The organism is Ulvibacter antarcticus (genome assembly GCF_003688405.1).
In the GTDB taxonomy this organism is placed as follows: domain Bacteria; phylum Bacteroidota; class Bacteroidia; order Flavobacteriales; family Flavobacteriaceae; genus Ulvibacter; species Ulvibacter antarcticus.
On the sequence record NZ_REFC01000011.1, the window covers coordinates 613,351 to 630,276 of the forward strand.

Here is a 16,926-nt window from a genome sequence, read left to right on the forward strand (position 1 = left end):
TTATTTTTTTAAACGAAGTAAAAACGTAGTTCCTTTATTGACTTCGCTTTCAACATCAATAGTTCCTTTCATCACTTCAATTTGATTTTTAGAGATAAAGAGTCCTACACCCTGACTATCTTCGTTGTTGTGGAAAGTTTTATACAATCCAAAGACTTTGGATCCATATAACTCCAAATCGATACCAATACCGTTGTCTTCAAATTTTAAATCAATGTAATTAGTAGATGAGGTAGCGGTTATGTTAAGAAATGAATTAGCTTGTGGGTTTCTGTATTTAATAGCGTTTGTTAATAGGTTTAAGATAATGCTGTCTAAATAAGCCGGAATGGCTTTAACTGTTACATCTTCATCTACGACGATATTTATAATAAAACCGGTTTTAAGAATATTGGACGCAATATTAACCATTACCTTTTCTATTGTCTTTCTAAGGTTTACGCTTCTAAGTTTTTCATTTAATTGTTTATTTATACTAACTACCTCGTTTAATTGTGTGATTGTTTCGTTAAGATTACTAGCCGCTGTGTTCAGTAAAGGAAAATATTCGTTGTCCGTGGCCTCTGGAATATCATCTTTCATTAGGTCCAAAAGCATTGTAAAATTAGCGGAATGAGATCGCAAATTGTGAGATGCAATATGAGCGAAATTTACAAGCCGTTTATTTTGTTCATTGGCAACATTTAATAGCGATTTTATTTTAATTTCCCCTTTCTTCTTTTCTGTAATATTTGTTATTTGAGCAACAAAATGGAGCGGTTCGCCGACATCACTTTTTACTAAGGAAACGGCTAAAAATGCCCACACGATACTTCCATCTTTGTGAATGTACCTTTTCTCTGTTTGATGAAATTCCGTCTCACCACTAATCAATTGTGATTTAAATTTTAGTCCTATGTTAAGATCGTCTTTATGTGTTAGATCCTGGAATTTTAAATTTATAAATTCCTCCTTAGAGTATCCAAGCATATCACAGAGACTTTTGTTTACCCTTAGCCAGGTCCCGTCTAGATCTACTAATGACATGCCGTTCGCAGCATATTCGAATGTCTTACTTAACTGTTCTTCTTTAAAGGCAATTATTTTCGTTGCTTTTATTCTGTCAGTAATATCCCGCATTAGACCATAAAGGCCTGTGCATTTATTGTTTTCGAAAATTGGAATTCCAATAGCTCTAACCCATTTGTTATTCCCTTTAGCAGTTTTAATTTCAACTTCTAAATCATATTTTTCACCCTTGTTTATGCAGTTTTCAAATTTAGTTTTAATGAGATTTAAGTTATCTCCTTCTTTATAAAACATCATAGCATTTTCAACAGTGGGTTGATAGGTGCTTTCTACTTCGTGGATGCCTTTGGTTGTTTTACACCAATCAAGTCGTCCGTTTTCCAAATTGAATTCCCAAGTGCCAATTTTAGCGGCTTCATTACTGCGTTCCAGCAGGTTTTTGTAATGTAATAAAGCTAAATGGTTTTCCTTTTGTTTTGTAATATCTTGATGTGACCCTGCGATCCACTCTGGTTTTCCATCTGAGGTATGGGAAATTATTTTACCCTTGTCATAGATCCAGACCCAATGCCCTTTTTTATGCTTCATTCGCGTCTCAGACTCGTAAAACGGGACTTGACCTTTAAAATGACGCTCTAAAAGCTTGGTCGCTTTTTCTAGATCTTCCGGATGGACTAATGACCTATACTTTTCTTCTGTCACAGGTTCAAGTTCCTCCAGTGTGTAACCAATTATTTGGGCCCAGTGTTCATTCAGGCGAAGTTCTTGAGTTTGCGCATTCCATTCCCAAGTACCAGTATGGGTTCCATCGATTATTGATTCGTATAATTTTAGTTTTTTACTAGCAGACTTCTGCTTGCTTATATACTTGGTAACGTTTGTAAGAGCTATAAGTAATACTGGATTTCCTTGGGCGTCGTAAGATTTTGCGCCTTTAGCGTCCATCCAGATATCGGAGCCGTTTTTATGAATGAATTTTATTTCTTTTGCAAAACTATCCTCACTTTCCCACTTTTTCACAAAGTTCTTGAGGTCTTTCATGAATAAAGAAAGATCATCACCGTTGACTAAAGATTGCCAGGAAACAAGATTAAATTGAAGTTCATTTTGGGAATATCCAAGTAATTTCCAAAAGTTTGAACTCATTGTGCCATTGAATGGAAATACGCTGCTGAGGATCCAAAAACCATCGTGTAAATTCCCTCTCATTGGTGAATTAACATCACTCAACGGGTAGGAATCATAACCAATTCTATTTCCAATATAATTACTCATATTTAACTGTGTAATCCCGAAAAATCGGGAGCGGGGATTTCATTAAACAGTAATCGTGTGTAAAAAGGTCAATGGACCTTAAGTTAATATTTACAAAAATACACAATTTAATCGATTAAAGTCAAATAATATCGATTAAAGTTAAATATAAGCTGTTTTCTTAGAAATAATGGTAAGAAAACTATTTTAGGTTAGAAGTTGCAAATTCCTGACAATATTCCTTAATTTCTTCTCTTGCAGTTACAAAAGCCTTAGCAATTTCCTCTTCAGTTCCTTTTACCTTAGAAGGGTCGTAAAAATTGTGGTGTAATCTCACAGCATTTTTAGAAGGGATGAACGGACAGTTTTCATTGGCGTGATCGCAGACAGTGATAATGTAATCGAAGTCTACTGTGGTATATTCATCTACGTGATTTGAAGTGTGGTTTGAAATGTCAATTCCGTCATCCAACATAGTTTTGACCGCGCCAAGATTGAGCCCATGAGTTTCTATCCCAGCGCTATAAATTGTTGCTTTCCCTTCTGAAAACTTCTTTAAATACCCATGTGCCATCTGACTACGACAACTATTCCCGGTACAAAGGACCAATACATTTTTCATAATTTTGATATTAATTAAAAGCTTGACTTCTTCGTTCCATTATTATATTATCATGCCAAATGTTATCTCGTTTTGCAATTTTTTCTCGCTCGCCTATTGTTCTGAAACCACAATTTTCATGTAGCTTAATACTAGCTTTGTTTTCTGAAAAAATTCCGGCCTGTAAAGTCCAGAAACCATTTTTTTCACTTTCAATAATTAAATGCATTAAAAGCATTTTGCCAAAACCTTTACCTTGACATTCTGGAGCAACATAGATGGTGTCTTCTGCCACTCCTTTGTAGACCGCTCGGTTAGATACCGCACTTAGTGCACACCATGCTTTTACTTGATCATTTTCCAATATAACGAATCTGGATATAGCTAAGAACTTCTTGTTCCAGGTGTCCCAATCAGGAATCTCCGTTTCAAATGTCGCTATCCCGCTTGAAATCCCAAGGCGATATATTTCAGATACCGCTGGATAATGTTCCTTTTGTAATGCAATTATTTTCATATTAACAGCAGCCACTTTCTGGCGAACAGCAAGAAGCTTCGGTCACTAATTCTGACGATTCTGGCAGGCCACAACTTTCTTTTGCTTTGCAATCTGTTTTTTCGACTGCTAATTTAATCACTAAACGACTCTCTTGTATTTCGAAATCGTTAACAAATAGTTGCGCTGTGTGAAATATAGCGTTGCCATATTCAAATTTCACTTCGGAAGTGAGATCGTAAGCCTTCATAGTTCCAACTTTCTTAAGAATACCGATGGCTTTATAAGTACCCATATATTCAGTATTGTTTATTTCTGAAGGGCTTTCCCATAATTGAATTATGGTTTCTTTCCAGGCATCAACACCCGCACCACAATCTACAGAATCGATTGAAATATGCTTTACTTCGGTGATATGATAATTGGCTCCTACAAATTGATTAGGGGCATATTCAAATAATAAGGCCTTATCTTTATTTGCTTCTAGTAGTTGTAATAGCTCTTGTGTTTTCATAATTAGAAACCGAAACTTCGGTGATTTAAGTTAGACTAAAGAGTTGAAGCCGGAAGTTTCAATCAATTAAATATAGACCTCCAGCGTTCTAAAAAATTAACAACATTTTTTTTCTGTTGTTTCAAAAAACTCATGAAATAATTCTTTTAAAGTTCCCAATCGCTCAGGATTAATTCGATAATATTGACTTTTTCCTTCAAACTTACTTTTTAGCAAACCCGATTTTTTAATGATTTGTAAATGTTGAGAAGTGGTAGGTTGCGAAAGTCGAATCTTTTCAGAAATATCTTTACACAAACAACCATCGCAATCTCCAATGTAATTTAAAATGGAAATCCGAGCAGGGTGGGACAAAACTTTTGCTAAATCTGCCAGTTGATTTACACTCATGGAATGAATATGTCTTTTAGATACGCCCATAATAAATGATTTGTTTTAAGTATTTCGATCTATCCCTTTACGGCTAAATCAAAATAAATTAATAATGTATATTGCAATATTACGATGTTAAAATGTAATAAAAAAGTCTTTGAGTGTTTTTCTCAAAGACTTTATATTTTTAGAACCAGCCTTTTTTACCAACCTGGTATGTCTGGTAGAATTCCTCGTCACTTTTGGTAAGATAAATAATCCCTTCGATCAATCCAATAATACCACCAATACCACAGGTCACAACGGTAATTACAATCTGGATAATCCCTTCCTGTGTATATCCTAAGATAAACTTATGAATTCCTAATGAACCAATTACGATGGCAAGAATTCCGGCGATAAGCTTTTTGTTTTCACCATTGTGCGTTGCCTCATTCCAATTTTCTTTAAACTCGTTTGCCGCATCTTTGGCTTCATTACCAAATTCTGTCGCCTTATCCTTTAGCTCATCTCCTAGGTTGTCTTTATTGTCTTCACTCATGATCTTTAATTGTTAGTTGATTAAATTATATCATAAAGCTACAAAAATTATAAGGACGCACTATCAATCGGTTCCCATAATTCTATTTTATTTCCTTCCGGATCCAGAATCCATCCAAATTTTCCATAATCGTACTCTTCAACTTTACCAACAATAGTGACGCCTTCAGATTTTAATAATTTTAGCAATTCATGAAGATTTTCTACCCTAAAGTTCATCATAAACTGCTTTTCACTTGGCTTAAAATAGTCTGTATCTTCCTTAAACGGACTCCATTGCGTAGAGCATTTATTCCCTTCTTCGTCCTTCCACCAGAACGTACAGCCATAATCATCGGTGTTTAAACCAAGGTGTTCGTTGTACCATTTCTTGATGTTCTTCGGATCCTTCGTTTTGAAGAAGAACCCACCTAATCCTGTAACTCTTTTTTTCATAAAATTAGTTTTACCATTTCTTCATATCGATCCACGATCTTTTTAGAAATTCAATTAATACTTCTTTATCTATATCATTCAATCTTTTAATATATAAGCAGCCTTTTCCGGTTTTATGCTTGCCTAAGGTACTCATTAGATCAGCTTCTTTTTCAAATCCGCTAATAGCATAAATCGATATATTTTGCTTTCTAGGAGCAAAACCAATTTTAAACCATTCTCCGGAAGAAGATTTGCCTTTATAGGTATATTTTCCAAAGCCTATAATGGAACTGCCCCACATCTTAGGCTTCTCTTCAGAAATAGTTTCCATAAGCTTCATTAACTCTTCGAAATCTGGGTAGCGATCTTCATCTTGAAATCCTTCAAGAAATTTTGTAACATTCGCCTCATTTTGTTGCGTTATCGGGGTGTACATAATTATTTTCGTTGCAGAATTATTGAGGAAATTAGAGAGATGATAAACCCTATCACCAAAACGGTCGATGCCATAATAGCGAAGTTCATAATCGGACTCATAAAAAGTTCTTTTTCAGCCTCAATTTCCGAACGTTTTATTTCAAACTCTGCTGCCGGCAGCTTTGCTTCTAGTTGTTTAAGGCTTTCGGCGTAGTATTCTGCAGTAAAATCAGGATTTATATATTTAACATATACAAGATCTAATAAGCCGAATGCAACGGCAGTGATCAGACTGATTAAAACTCCAATCAAAAGCGCCTTACCAAATGTAACTTTTCCGTTGTTCTCTTGGTCACGAAAATGCTTTATTCCGAAGAAAACAAAAGACAGTGAAATAAGCATCGAAACATAACCGATAATCTCCTGAGTAGAAAAATCTAAACCGCCTGCAAAAATTAAACTTGCAGAGAATAAGACACAAATTAATAAGGCTCCGTAAAGACCGTAACGTAGAATGGTTGCTTTCATAGTATTTAAGTTAATCGATTTACACAAAGCTACTTTCAGAAATCAATAACGGACTCATACTAAAGTACCAAAGTTCACAAACTTTAGTATTGTTTTACAGTTCGGGAATAATATTCAGGTCTTTTGCAATTTTTATAGCTTGTGTTCTTCTCTTCGCATCTAACTTTAGAAATAGTTTAGAAACGTGTGTTTTTATAGTGCTTTCTGAAACAAATAAGGTGTCTGCAATTTCTTTATTAGAGGCGCCTTTGGCAATTTCACATAAAACTTCGTACTCGCGCGAACTAATCTGAAGCTCTTCAATTTTCTGCTCATCAATTTCAATGGATTCCTGTGATTTCCGATTATTGAGCCTTTTATTAATAAACAATCCTATAAAGAAAAATACAATTGCCATCACCCCAATGGCGAGCTCAATCGATAAATCCCCTTTGTAAATGGCATAGTTACTCAACTTGAAAAGAACTAAAATTGCAAGTATAAGCGCGCCAAATATAAGGATGGTTTTTTCCATTATTTTCTTATGCTTCGGAAGAATTCCTAAAAAAATCTATCATTTTCTCGGCACTTACATAGGCGAGTTTTTTCTTACTTTCTTCCGTCCAACCGGCAATGTGCGGACTCAATAGTACATTGTCGAATGTCATTAAATCACGAAGTGCTGCCGGTAATTCTTCCGAAGAAAAAAGCGATTCGAACGATAGTTTTTCATATTCCAGAACATCTAAACCGGCGCCAAGAATTTTACCATTTCGCAAGGCCGAGACAAGGTCGGCAGTAACAACACTGCGACCTCTTGCCGTATTTATGAGCCAAAAGGGTTTTTTAAATGTTTCAATGAATTCTTTGTTGATCATTTTGTCGGTAAGAGGCGTCCAGGGCGTATGCAAACTGACCACATCTACCATTTCCTGAAATGTTTTTAGTGAAACCTGCGTGGCATCCTTATTGCCGACATTTTCCTTTATATCGTAACAAAGTACGCTGCAGTTAAAACCTCGCAACTTCTCGGCGAATGCCTTTCCCATGTTTCCATAACCGATGAGACCAATGATCTTTCCATCGATTTCGGTACCTCGATTGGATTCTCTATTCCACTGTCCGGATTTTACTTGCTTATCTGCGATATTCAGCTTGTTGAATAAGGATAGTAGCATTGCTAATGAATGTTCGCCAACGGCGTTTCTATTGCCTTCAGGAGCCGAAATTAAATGAATGCCTTTACTTTCTGCATAAGGTATATCGATGCTCTCAAGTCCGGCGCCCACTCTTGCAATACATTTTAATCGCTTCGCAGCATCCAAAAATTGCTTGTCTATAGAAAATCTGCTACGAATCACAATTCCATCGTATTTGCCAATAATTTTCTCAACATCCTCTTTAGACGCAGTATACTCTTCATGATTGGTGAATCCTGCTTTTTGTAACTCTTCTAAGAGTATTGGGTGGTTGTTATCCAGATGAAGTATTTTCACAATTAAATTTTTGGGTAGTGAGTCTGAGTCTTTTCGTCAATTACAGCACCGGTATGTGCCGTTGTTAGTTTTTCAAATAGCAACACATGTACTTCCTCTCCGTTTTTGGTCTTCGGACAGTGTTCTACGCCTTTAGGCACTACAATTATTTCACCTTCTTTAATTATTTCGGTTTTATTTCTGAAGTGCATTTCGAGTGTGCCTTTTTGTACAAAGAACAATTCGTCTTCATCATCATGTTTATGCCATATAAAATCTCCCTGAAGTTTTGCCAATAGCACCTGCATATCGTCTACAACAGCGATTTGATGAGGATGCCAATGTTTTTTGAAACTTTGAAGTTTTTGATGAATATTAATGGTTTCCATTGTTGCTTATTTTAAAAAGTGAATCTCAATTAAAGACATCATAGATACGAATCTTTAATTTTAAGATCGCTTAAACAAACAAGGTAAGAATTTCTTCGGGAATTTTTGTGGGACGAAGTGATTTTGCATCCAAAAAACACCAAAGTGTTTCGGCTTCAACAAGAGTCTTGTTATCGGTTGTCCTCGTTATTCTGTAATGGCGTTTGCTTTTTACACCTTCAGTTTCAGTAACCCAGGTTTCGATGCGCAGTTCCTCTTTTTCAAAGGCTGAAGCTCTATACTGAATGTTGTGACTTAGTACATACCACACATATTTTTCTCTAAGGGCTTCAGATGTTTTCGATTTCCAGTGTGCTTCAGCAATGTCTAGACACCATTGTAAATACACCAAATTATTTACATGACCTCTTTCATCAATGGCGGAGGCAGGGACCTGAAACTGCTGTGTAAATTTTTCCGAAGTCAAAACCCTAAAATGAGTTTTGCAATTAAAAAATAAGTTAGAATTCCGAAGACATCGTTACTAGTTGTAATAAAAGGACCGGTAGCAACTGCGGGGTCAATCCCGTTTCTGTCCAGGAGAATAGGGACAAAGGTTCCAATTAATGCTGCCATAATTATCACAGAAATTAGAGCGATACAAATGCTAATAGATTCGCTATAGGTAGTTCCGAAAATAAAATGACTTATGACAAGTACGACGATTGCGATACAAATACCGTTGATTAAAGCGAGCACAGATTCTTTCAATAAGCGTCTAATAATATGCCCTTTTATGGTGTCGTTTGCAAGTCCCTGAACTACAATGGCACTTGATTGTACGCCTACATTTCCCGCTGTCGCCTGAATAAGAGGAACGAAGAGTAGTAAATTTGGGTGGGAGAGAAAAATAGAATCAAACCCCGAGATAATACTTGCAGCTCCCAAACCACCTAACATCCCAATCATTAACCAAGGAAGTCTTGCTTTGGTAAGTTTCCATAAACTATCATCGGCTTCAACATCTTGTGAAATACCTGCGGCCATCTGGTAATCTTTCTCGGCCTCATCTTTTATAAAATCTAAGATATCATCGATGGTGATTCGCCCTACTAGTATGCCATTTTCATCGACCACAGGAATTGCTTCCAGATCGTATTTTTGCATGATACGGGCAACGTCTTCGTTTTCGGTATGAACGGTAACATAATCTACTTTTGGAATGTAAATCTCACTAATCTTGGTTTTTTCTGAAGCTGTTAAAAGATCTTTAAGTGAAAGTCGCCCTTTAAGTTTGCCTTCTTTGTCAGTGACGTAAATGGAATGAACACGGGTCACATTTTCAGCTTGACGTCTCATTTCTCGAACACAGCCTGCAACGGTCCAGGTTTCTTTTACCTGCACTAATTCCTTTGCCATTAGCGCCCCCGCGGTGTCTTCATCATAGGTTAGCAGCTCAACAATGTCGGCAGCATGCTCCTGATCTTTTATTTTTTGTATTACCTCTTTTTGGATATGATCATCGAGTTCTGCGATAATATCGGCAGCATCATCGGTGTCCATTTCTTCCAACTCATTCGCAATCTCTTTAGGTGATAATCGGTCTAGAATTTTTTCCCTAACATCATCGTCAAGCTCCATTAAGGCTTCGGAAGTGATATCGGTTTCAAGAAGTTTAACTAGATAAGTAGCCTCGTCGCTATTGAGCTCTTCCAGTAATTCGGCTATATCGGCGAAGTGGTATTCATGCAGTAACTCACGAAGGGCGTTGCCATCCTTTTGTGAGATGAGTCCTTCTATTTTCTCAATAAAATCATTCGTGAGTTGAAATTGCATCTTCCTCTAGTTTTAGTGTAAGTGCGATAAATTGCGGAACAGAAAGTTGTTCCGGACGTTGGCCAAAGATAGTATCTTCTTTTATTTTTTCTGAAAGATTGAAGGATTTTAAACTATTTCGTAAAGTTTTACGTCTTTGCTGAAATGCGGTTTTTACTACTTTGTAAAGCATCTTCTCACTACATGGGAGCGAAAAATCTTCTTTCCTGCGCAACCGAAGCACTCCGCTTTCCACTTTTGGTGGAGGGCTAAAAACTGTAGGCGGCACCGTAAAAAGGTATTCAGCATCGTAAAAAGCCTGAGTAAGTACCGAAAGGATACCATAGGTTTTACTGCCTTCACTAGCACAGATTCGCTTAGCAACTTCTTTTTGAAACATTCCCGAAAATTCTGGAATCTGTTCTTTGTTCTCTAAAGTTTTAAAAACGATTTGAGTTGAAATGTTGTAAGGAAAGTTGCCAATAATCGCAAATGATGTTTCTCCAAAAACATCCTTTAAGTCGGTACGAAGAAAATCGGCTTCTAGAAGCTGTAAGTTTTTATTGTGATAAGTCTTGCTCAAATAAGAGATGGATTCACCATCCAGATCCATTGCGATAACTTCAACGTCTTTTTCAATTAGATATTTGGTAAGAACGCCCATTCCCGGACCAATTTCCAGTACATGATTGTATCCTTCTAAAGTAAGCGAATCGCTTATTTTTTCGGCAATATGCTCGTCTTTTAAAAAATGCTGTCCCAGATGTTTTTTTGCACGGACTTCCTTACTCATGGATTGAATTTTATACGGTTTTCAATATAATACGCTTGGGTTTAAATATACAGTCTTTATCCCAAACTAGCCCAAAACTATTAGTTTAAAGTAGCTTTTTTGGATGATAATTTTATTAAAAATGTAGAAAATGGTTTATTCAGAAAACAACAACCATTGAGCGATAAAACCTACCTTTTTAACAATTATATGTAAGAAAATTCTTTTAATTGAAAAATACAAAATATATTCGTCAAGACGATATGGTTGTAATTGCCCCAAATCTACCTGGTTAAATTTCCAGATGATGAAAAAATATTACAGTGTACTCTTAGCAATTGCCCCATTTACATTTCTTTTTGCCCAACCTTCAGTTTTCAACTATGAAAGTAATCTTTCAGAGTATGATAATTTAGTCTATGATGTTGCCCTGAATGAAGATTCTCCGGGGAGCAATGGTTTTAGTTTTGTACTTGAAAATGTAAGTATCAACACAAAATATTCAGATTTTAGTTGTGGCTTGTTTAGAGGGAAGTTCATTTCTTATTCCGCTCGAAAAATAGGCGCGCTAGACAGAAAAGACAGACATACTAATGAACCTTTTACGAAATTATTCTGTTCTGATGTAACTGAAAATTGGAACATTGAAAGACCATTATTATTCTCATATCTCCTAAATAAGAATGAAAATTTGGGTGGGGTGGCATTTTCCGAAGATGAGAAGACTCTTTATTTTACTAAAAGCATTAAAGAAGATACACGTAAGTTTCAGTTATTTAAGGCAACTGCCGACGAAAAAAGACCGGGAAAATGGAAGGATATAAACGGAGTTCATTTTAATAACAGACAATATTCTATAGAAGACCCTTTTCTTTCACCTGATGGCACCATGTTATTCTTTGCTTCCAATATGCCAGGTTCTATTGGAGGATATGATATTTACCAAGCGAGTGTTGGTAAAGATGGGTCACTTGGTGAAGTGAAATCGGTGAGAGGAAATATTAATACAATAGAAGATGAAAAATTCCCACGGACGTCTGCAGATGGCAAGTATTTGTACTTCTCGTCTAAAGGACATGAAAATAATGGTGGATTCGACCTTTTTATGACAAGACGAACTACCCAAGGCTATAGCTCAGTTGTTAATTTAGGGAATACAGTTAATACGGAAAAAGATGAGATTGCATTCTTTCCTGCGGAAGAAAATATAGGTTTCATCACTTCCAATCGTGAAGGTGGTTTAGGAGGATATGATATTTACAAGGTGAGAGAATTCCATCCTGAGTTGCTTCAGAAATTAAACGGACAAGTGATAGATGCCAAAACAAACGAGCCACTTTCCGAAGCCTACCTACATATTATCGACGCTGATGGGGTTGAAATAAAACAACTTAAAACTGACAATGATGGGAAGTTTAATATGCCTATAAAAGCATTTGATGTGTATACAATTACATGCGAGAAGAGTTGTTTTAATTCTGAAACTATTCGTTTAGAAACGAACAATAAGAAAAGTGTGCTTCAACTTCAAATGAAACTCGAGAAGGAAATCATTGAGGTTGAAACTGTAGAGATGATTGTAAAAACCGATAAAAAATATCTAAAGGCAGATAATATTCAATTCGATTATAATAGTGCAGAGATCACTTCCGAAGCACAAAGTATCTTAAATACCATATATCAAACTTTAATAGAACAGCCCGAAATTCGACTGGAGTTAAACGCGCATACCGACAGTCAGGGAGATTTCGATTATAACCTGAAATTATCGCAGCGAAGAGCAAATTCGGCCATGTTATATCTCTTAGCTAAGGGAATTGATCAATCCAGATTAAATGCTTTTGGAAAAGGAGAATCTGAACCATTAATCGATTGTGAGCTTTGTACCGAATCACAACACGAAACAAATAGACGAATCGAATTTCTAATAATCGAAAGCAATTAACAACCAATTTCCATAATGATCAGTTTAAAGTAGCCGGTTACATAAAGTGGCCGGTTTTTTTGTAATATTCTAATTATTAGGTATTTAGTCGAATCTTAAAAAGTTGATCATTTTTAAGCATATTATCGAATATTTTTCGAGTTTAAAGATGAATAAATCGCCATTTGAAGAAATAACCTACAAAATATAAAGACAATTTTCAATATATTAATGTTAAAAAAACGTTAAATCAGCGATCCTTCCAAAACACATGAGTTCTAATGAAAACGGACCTAGCTACCATATTTAAGTACTTAAGCAGATAAACTCCTAAACAATAATAGCCAAATAGTTTCGTATGTACTCTGTGGCAGATTGTTAAAGCTCAATCGGGTTGTGAGTCCGATTTAATTTTAATTAGTTTGCCTCAACAAACAAACCTAATTTTAAATTTTTATCCCCCTAATGAAAATAATCCTCAAAAGTAGCCCAATTTATTTGGTGCTCATGTTTCTATTTTCTTCGTGTACCGAAGATTTAATTGAAACTCCACGTGTACAAGAATATGCAATCGATTTAAGTCTTTCCCTAGAAACAAATTGGCCGTTGGCTTACGAGATTCTGGATGGATTGAACACACATCGTGATTCTATTAATTTACCCACCCTAATCATGGATCAAACCTATGCTTCTGCTTTGGCTGTTGAGCATACCAAGTATATGATTAGCCAGAATACTATTAGCCACAATGGTCTAAACACACGAACTGCGGCGTTAATAAGCAAAGGAGCTACATTCGTTGGAGAAAATGTTGCCAAAGGATTTACCTCAGGTGACGCGGTATTGTTGGGATGGCTTGGAAGTCCAGACCACAAAGCTATACTCGAAGGAAATTACACGCATGTCGGCTTCGGTATTTTACAAGATGAAGAAGGTATTTACTATTATACCATGTTACTCTATCAATAGACCATTAAGGTTATTTATTGTTCACTTATTACTTCAAGCTCGGTTCTGAAGGCTACAAATTTTCCTTCGAACCGTTTGCTTTGAGTGCGTAATCTTGGTGCGTCTTCTGAATAGTATTTGTCTAAGGTCGATTTACTGTCGGTACGATATTGAATGGAGTACGTAATTCCGCCCATTTCTTCATTTATTTGAACTCTTGTCATCAAGGCTTTACTAAATTTTTTAGTCGCAAGCATATCTGGGATATGTTCAGACTTCATCCATTCAAGCCATTCATGATGAATGCTTTCTTCTATGTTGATAGTGACATTATAGATGTACATATTATGGAGTTTAGAAAGTGGAATTCTGTATTACTTTAATTAATTGCATCTCCCCGAAGCATACGATACCTTTTTCGAGCCTCGACAAAGTAGATGCTGTCGGCAAAATTATATATGAGCTTTTCGTAAAGATCCTTTGCTTTGTCTGGCTCATTTAAATGGTTTTCGTATAACTCTGCCAGTCGAAAATGCGCATCATCTGATAAGATATCGTCATTGTAGAATTCGATTAGTTTTAAATAATCTGCCTCGGCTTTTTCATATTGCTCTGTCTTTTCATAGAGTTCACCCTGTTTTAATAAGGCTTCATCTTCAATGCTTTCTCCTTTATGATTTATGATAATTTCATCGAGAACAGCAATGGCTTCTATGTTTTTATTCTGAAAAGATAGAAGATCAGCTCTTGCGTATTTTTTAAGTGCTGTTTGAGTTGAATCTTCCAACGAATTATCGCGGATCATTAAACTAAGCTCCATGGCGTCGTTTGCAATTAATTGTGAAGCAGACTTCCGAAGTACATCCAACTGCACTTGAGCCCATTCAAAATCGCCTTTAAAGTAACTGGTTTGAGCAACCTTAAATCTCGCTTCCTGTGCCAGAACATCACTTTGTACTTTTCTCTGAATTTGTGAATAGTAAATAAGCGCCTCATTAAATTTTTCGTCGAACACCAGAATATCGCCCAATTCCATCTTGATCCGGGCCTCCTGATAGGAAGTAAGTCTTGATTTTGATAATTTCTTTAGATTTGAAATTGCAATTTCTTTTTCCCCCATTTTAAAGGCCAGAAAATGATTGTAATCGATCTGAAGCAAATAGGTTTCCGCTCCGTCACCATAGGTTTCAAAAAGATCTTCGAATTGCTTTTTTACAGAAGCATATTCCTTTTCAGGAGTTGTTTTTAATGCAATTTGCAGCAGATATTGATAGCCTTGTAATTTGGCTTCAGGAGTAGCAGAATTATCAATAATAAACTCAACAACAGGAACAGCATTTTCGTAATCATCGTCGGCAATTGCAATTAATGCCAGGTCACCAAGACCTCTTAAATTATCTCCGGTTCTTTTGTATATGGCCTTTTCCTGTACAAAGGCTTTTTTGTATTCTTTTTGCTGAATAAACAACCAACTCAACAATTCGTTATATAAAATGCTAGGGTTTTTTTGTAGCTTCTGAAGCAGGGTCTTTCTAAGAATAATATTGGCTTCGTTTGAAGGGTCGTTCGTCACATACATACTAAAATTATGCTGCGCTATATTTTTTCCTGAAGGGTTTTTCTCAATGAGGTCGATGTACTTTACAAACATCTCTTCAACTTTACCCTGCTCTCCATAGATCCTGGCGAGTTGAATATTGTAATCCAGTGCTGGATTAATCACCATAGCATTTTCATAGACAGTTGCGGCATATTCCAACAAGCTGTAACTCTCAAATGCTTTACCCACATTATACACATAATTAGGGTATTCGTTAATCATATCGATCGCCTTCTTGTAGTTTTCGATCGCCTCAATATCTTTATTTTGAAGCGAAAAGTTATAGCCAAGATCCACGTATAGTTGCGGCATGATACGTCTCCCATTAATCTGATCTCTCAAAAGCTTTTCGGCAGTCACAAAATCTTCAAGCTGTTGATTTGTTTCTACCAAAGCCATAAAGTAATCAAGGCGTACCGGATTTTTTTCGTATAATTTTTCATACAAAGTGAGCGCTTTCTCAAACTCCCCCTGCTCAAAATAATTCTTAGCCAATAGATCGCTCTGCGCCATAGAAATGGAGCCTATTAGAAGAAAAATAAAAAGTACTAAAAAGCGCATTTGGTAAATATAAGGTTTTAGAGATGGAGTGAAAAGCAAAAATTGAGCCGTAGTCTTTTAGAAAAATGGACAATATTATTTATTCCATGATGCCCACAATATACAAACTAAAATAATTGCCTGTGATAAGATTCAAATCAACTACATCGTGCGAGCTATCATTAAATTTGTAAAGGGAATACCCAATTGTATGATTTCCAATAACGTTCACGCTTTGATTTATATTTGGGTCATGGAATGATTTACCCGTTACATGAACAAAAACATAATCATTATCAGGTGTTAGATCAACGATTGTATTTTGTATAAGATCTATTTCTACCGGAATAATATTTGTGGTTGAATTAACTAATCTAACGGCTAATAATTTATTTGGTTCAGTCGATTTAGACAATCGATAAGTACCTTCTTCAAAATTATTGAAATAATAAAGAGATGCGGTATTTGCGTTTAAGTCAATTTCAACCATATCGCGCTCATAATCCGAATCTATAAAAGTAGATCCATAATAAAGTTTATTATTAGACATGGTAACAGAAAGTATATACTGTCCAGAAGCTGGAGTTACTATTCCCGTGTCTATGACTTCAAAGGTATTGGGATCAATGTTGATTACATGATATTCGGGTTCAGAAGCATACTCATTAGGATTCAACAAACCTGTTAAAACTGAACTCTGTTCATTCCACACTAAAGCAGAAATTGCTTTATTCGGTCCAACAATCGAGTTCGGTAACTCTAAAGCAATTTCGCTGGTCTGCCCAGTGACTTTATCGTAAACTAATAGCTGAAGGTTATCAGCTAAATAATAGGTTGTTATTCCATAAATTTTGGTTGCAGTATTGCACAAGGTATGTGGAGTAATAGCCATTGACCCACTATGTGAAATGCTTCCAATTTCTAAAGTTTCTCCAGAAATATTGCCAATAGTATAAACGGTTCTGTTATTGGCAACAGCAATGTATTTATAATCATCGAGGCTTACAGAGAATGCACCCACCGTTTTACTTATGTCCTGGATATTAAGTGATACGGTTGAATTTCCATTTGGAAGTTGTGGAACTGCAACCTCAAGGGTCGATGGAGTTGCGCTTATGACACTAGCAGAAACACCATCGAAAGTAACTGTATTTTCCGAAGAGATGCTGCTAAAGTTTGTTCCACTAATAGTAATGGTATCTCCCACTTTCCCTTGCTCTGGGCTCATGGAAGAAATTGTGAAATCAAACACTTCAATCTCATCATCGACAACCACCACCACATCATTATCGGATTTACCGCACCCTAGGATAATTAAGCAAGTAAGGAAGCAGAAGAACAGAATATTGTTTTTCATA

General features: G+C 36.1%; 20 protein-coding genes. 2 read left to right on the forward strand and 18 right to left on the reverse strand.

The annotated features are described in order from the left end of the window. The 15 genes from BXY75_RS02980 to rsmA all read right to left on the reverse strand — a co-directional run bounded on the left by BXY75_RS02980 (window position 1) and on the right by rsmA (window position 10,577). The gene (locus BXY75_RS02980) at window positions 1–2,283 is read right to left on the reverse strand and encodes a PAS domain-containing sensor histidine kinase (RefSeq protein ID WP_121906209.1); all 2,283 of its coding nucleotides are present in this window, start codon (window positions 2,281–2,283) and stop codon (window positions 1–3) included. Window positions 2,284–2,464: 181 nt separating this feature from the next. Then, on the reverse strand, window positions 2,465–2,884 hold the full coding sequence (locus tag BXY75_RS02985; RefSeq protein WP_211331805.1) for an arsenate reductase ArsC: 420 nt from the start codon (window positions 2,882–2,884) through the stop codon (window positions 2,465–2,467). 10 nt (window positions 2,885–2,894) lie between these two features. Beyond that, entirely contained in the window at window positions 2,895–3,380 is a 486-nt protein-coding gene (locus BXY75_RS02990) for a GNAT family N-acetyltransferase (RefSeq protein WP_121906211.1), read from the reverse strand. Window position 3,381: 1 nt separating this feature from the next. Then, complete coding sequence (locus tag BXY75_RS02995; protein WP_121906212.1) at window positions 3,382–3,873, reverse strand: DUF6428 family protein; 492 nt, start codon at window positions 3,871–3,873, stop codon at window positions 3,382–3,384. A gap of 96 nt (window positions 3,874–3,969) precedes the next feature. Next, entirely contained in the window at window positions 3,970–4,293 is a 324-nt protein-coding gene (locus BXY75_RS03000; RefSeq protein ID WP_121906213.1) for an ArsR/SmtB family transcription factor, read from the reverse strand. 139 nt (window positions 4,294–4,432) lie between these two features. Next, entirely contained in the window at window positions 4,433–4,786 is a 354-nt protein-coding gene (locus tag BXY75_RS03005) for a TM2 domain-containing protein (RefSeq protein WP_121906214.1), read from the reverse strand. Between the two features lie 47 nt (window positions 4,787–4,833). Continuing rightward, a complete protein-coding gene (locus tag BXY75_RS03010) occupies window positions 4,834–5,220 on the reverse strand; it encodes a VOC family protein (RefSeq protein ID WP_121906215.1) in 387 nt (128 codons plus the stop codon). A 10-nt stretch (window positions 5,221–5,230) separates the two neighbouring features. After that, window positions 5,231–5,638, reverse strand: coding sequence for a DUF1801 domain-containing protein (locus BXY75_RS03015; RefSeq protein ID WP_121906216.1), 408 nt, complete (start codon window positions 5,636–5,638; stop codon window positions 5,231–5,233). A 2-nt stretch (window positions 5,639–5,640) separates the two neighbouring features. Continuing rightward, on the reverse strand, window positions 5,641–6,147 hold the full coding sequence (locus BXY75_RS03020; RefSeq protein ID WP_121906217.1) for a DUF4199 domain-containing protein: 507 nt from the start codon (window positions 6,145–6,147) through the stop codon (window positions 5,641–5,643). Window positions 6,148–6,241: 94 nt separating this feature from the next. Then, the gene (locus tag BXY75_RS03025; RefSeq protein ID WP_121906218.1) at window positions 6,242–6,661 is read right to left on the reverse strand and encodes a response regulator transcription factor; all 420 of its coding nucleotides are present in this window, start codon (window positions 6,659–6,661) and stop codon (window positions 6,242–6,244) included. 7 nt (window positions 6,662–6,668) lie between these two features. Next, entirely contained in the window at window positions 6,669–7,622 is a 954-nt protein-coding gene (locus tag BXY75_RS03030; RefSeq protein ID WP_121906219.1) for a 2-hydroxyacid dehydrogenase, read from the reverse strand. 2 nt (window positions 7,623–7,624) lie between these two features. Continuing rightward, the gene (locus BXY75_RS03035; protein WP_121906220.1) at window positions 7,625–7,990 is read right to left on the reverse strand and encodes a cupin domain-containing protein; all 366 of its coding nucleotides are present in this window, start codon (window positions 7,988–7,990) and stop codon (window positions 7,625–7,627) included. Window positions 7,991–8,060: 70 nt separating this feature from the next. After that, window positions 8,061–8,456: an acyl-CoA thioesterase gene (locus BXY75_RS03040; protein ID WP_121906221.1), complete on the reverse strand. Its 396-nt coding sequence runs from the start codon at window positions 8,454–8,456 to the stop codon at window positions 8,061–8,063. Further along, the gene (mgtE, locus tag BXY75_RS03045; protein WP_121906222.1) at window positions 8,453–9,805 is read right to left on the reverse strand and encodes a magnesium transporter; all 1,353 of its coding nucleotides are present in this window, start codon (window positions 9,803–9,805) and stop codon (window positions 8,453–8,455) included. Before mgtE ends, BXY75_RS03040 begins: the two co-directional genes overlap by 4 nt. Then, entirely contained in the window at window positions 9,783–10,577 is a 795-nt protein-coding gene (gene rsmA / locus BXY75_RS03050; protein ID WP_121906223.1) for a 16S rRNA (adenine(1518)-N(6)/adenine(1519)-N(6))-dimethyltransferase RsmA, read from the reverse strand. Before rsmA ends, mgtE begins: the two co-directional genes overlap by 23 nt. Window positions 10,578–10,860: 283 nt before the next feature. Here rsmA and BXY75_RS03055 point away from each other — a divergent pair, with 283 nt between their 5' ends. Together BXY75_RS03055 and BXY75_RS03060 are read left to right on the forward strand one after the other, a co-directional pair. Then, the gene (locus tag BXY75_RS03055; RefSeq protein WP_121906224.1) at window positions 10,861–12,501 is read left to right on the forward strand and encodes an OmpA family protein; all 1,641 of its coding nucleotides are present in this window, start codon (window positions 10,861–10,863) and stop codon (window positions 12,499–12,501) included. 444 nt (window positions 12,502–12,945) lie between these two features. Continuing rightward, complete coding sequence (locus tag BXY75_RS03060) at window positions 12,946–13,449, forward strand: CAP domain-containing protein (protein WP_121906225.1); 504 nt, start codon at window positions 12,946–12,948, stop codon at window positions 13,447–13,449. A gap of 14 nt (window positions 13,450–13,463) precedes the next feature. Here the strand turns inward: BXY75_RS03060 and BXY75_RS03065 are convergent, their stop codons facing one another. From BXY75_RS03065 to BXY75_RS03075, 3 genes are all read right to left on the reverse strand, one after another. Continuing rightward, window positions 13,464–13,772: a DUF4286 family protein gene (locus tag BXY75_RS03065; RefSeq protein WP_121906226.1), complete on the reverse strand. Its 309-nt coding sequence runs from the start codon at window positions 13,770–13,772 to the stop codon at window positions 13,464–13,466. 35 nt (window positions 13,773–13,807) lie between these two features. Then, a complete protein-coding gene (locus BXY75_RS03070) occupies window positions 13,808–15,589 on the reverse strand; it encodes a tetratricopeptide repeat protein (RefSeq protein WP_121906227.1) in 1,782 nt (593 codons plus the stop codon). Window positions 15,590–15,668: 79 nt separating this feature from the next. Then, complete coding sequence (locus BXY75_RS03075) at window positions 15,669–16,925, reverse strand: IPT/TIG domain-containing protein (protein WP_121906228.1); 1,257 nt, start codon at window positions 16,923–16,925, stop codon at window positions 15,669–15,671. Between the last annotated feature and the right edge of the window lies 1 nt (window position 16,926).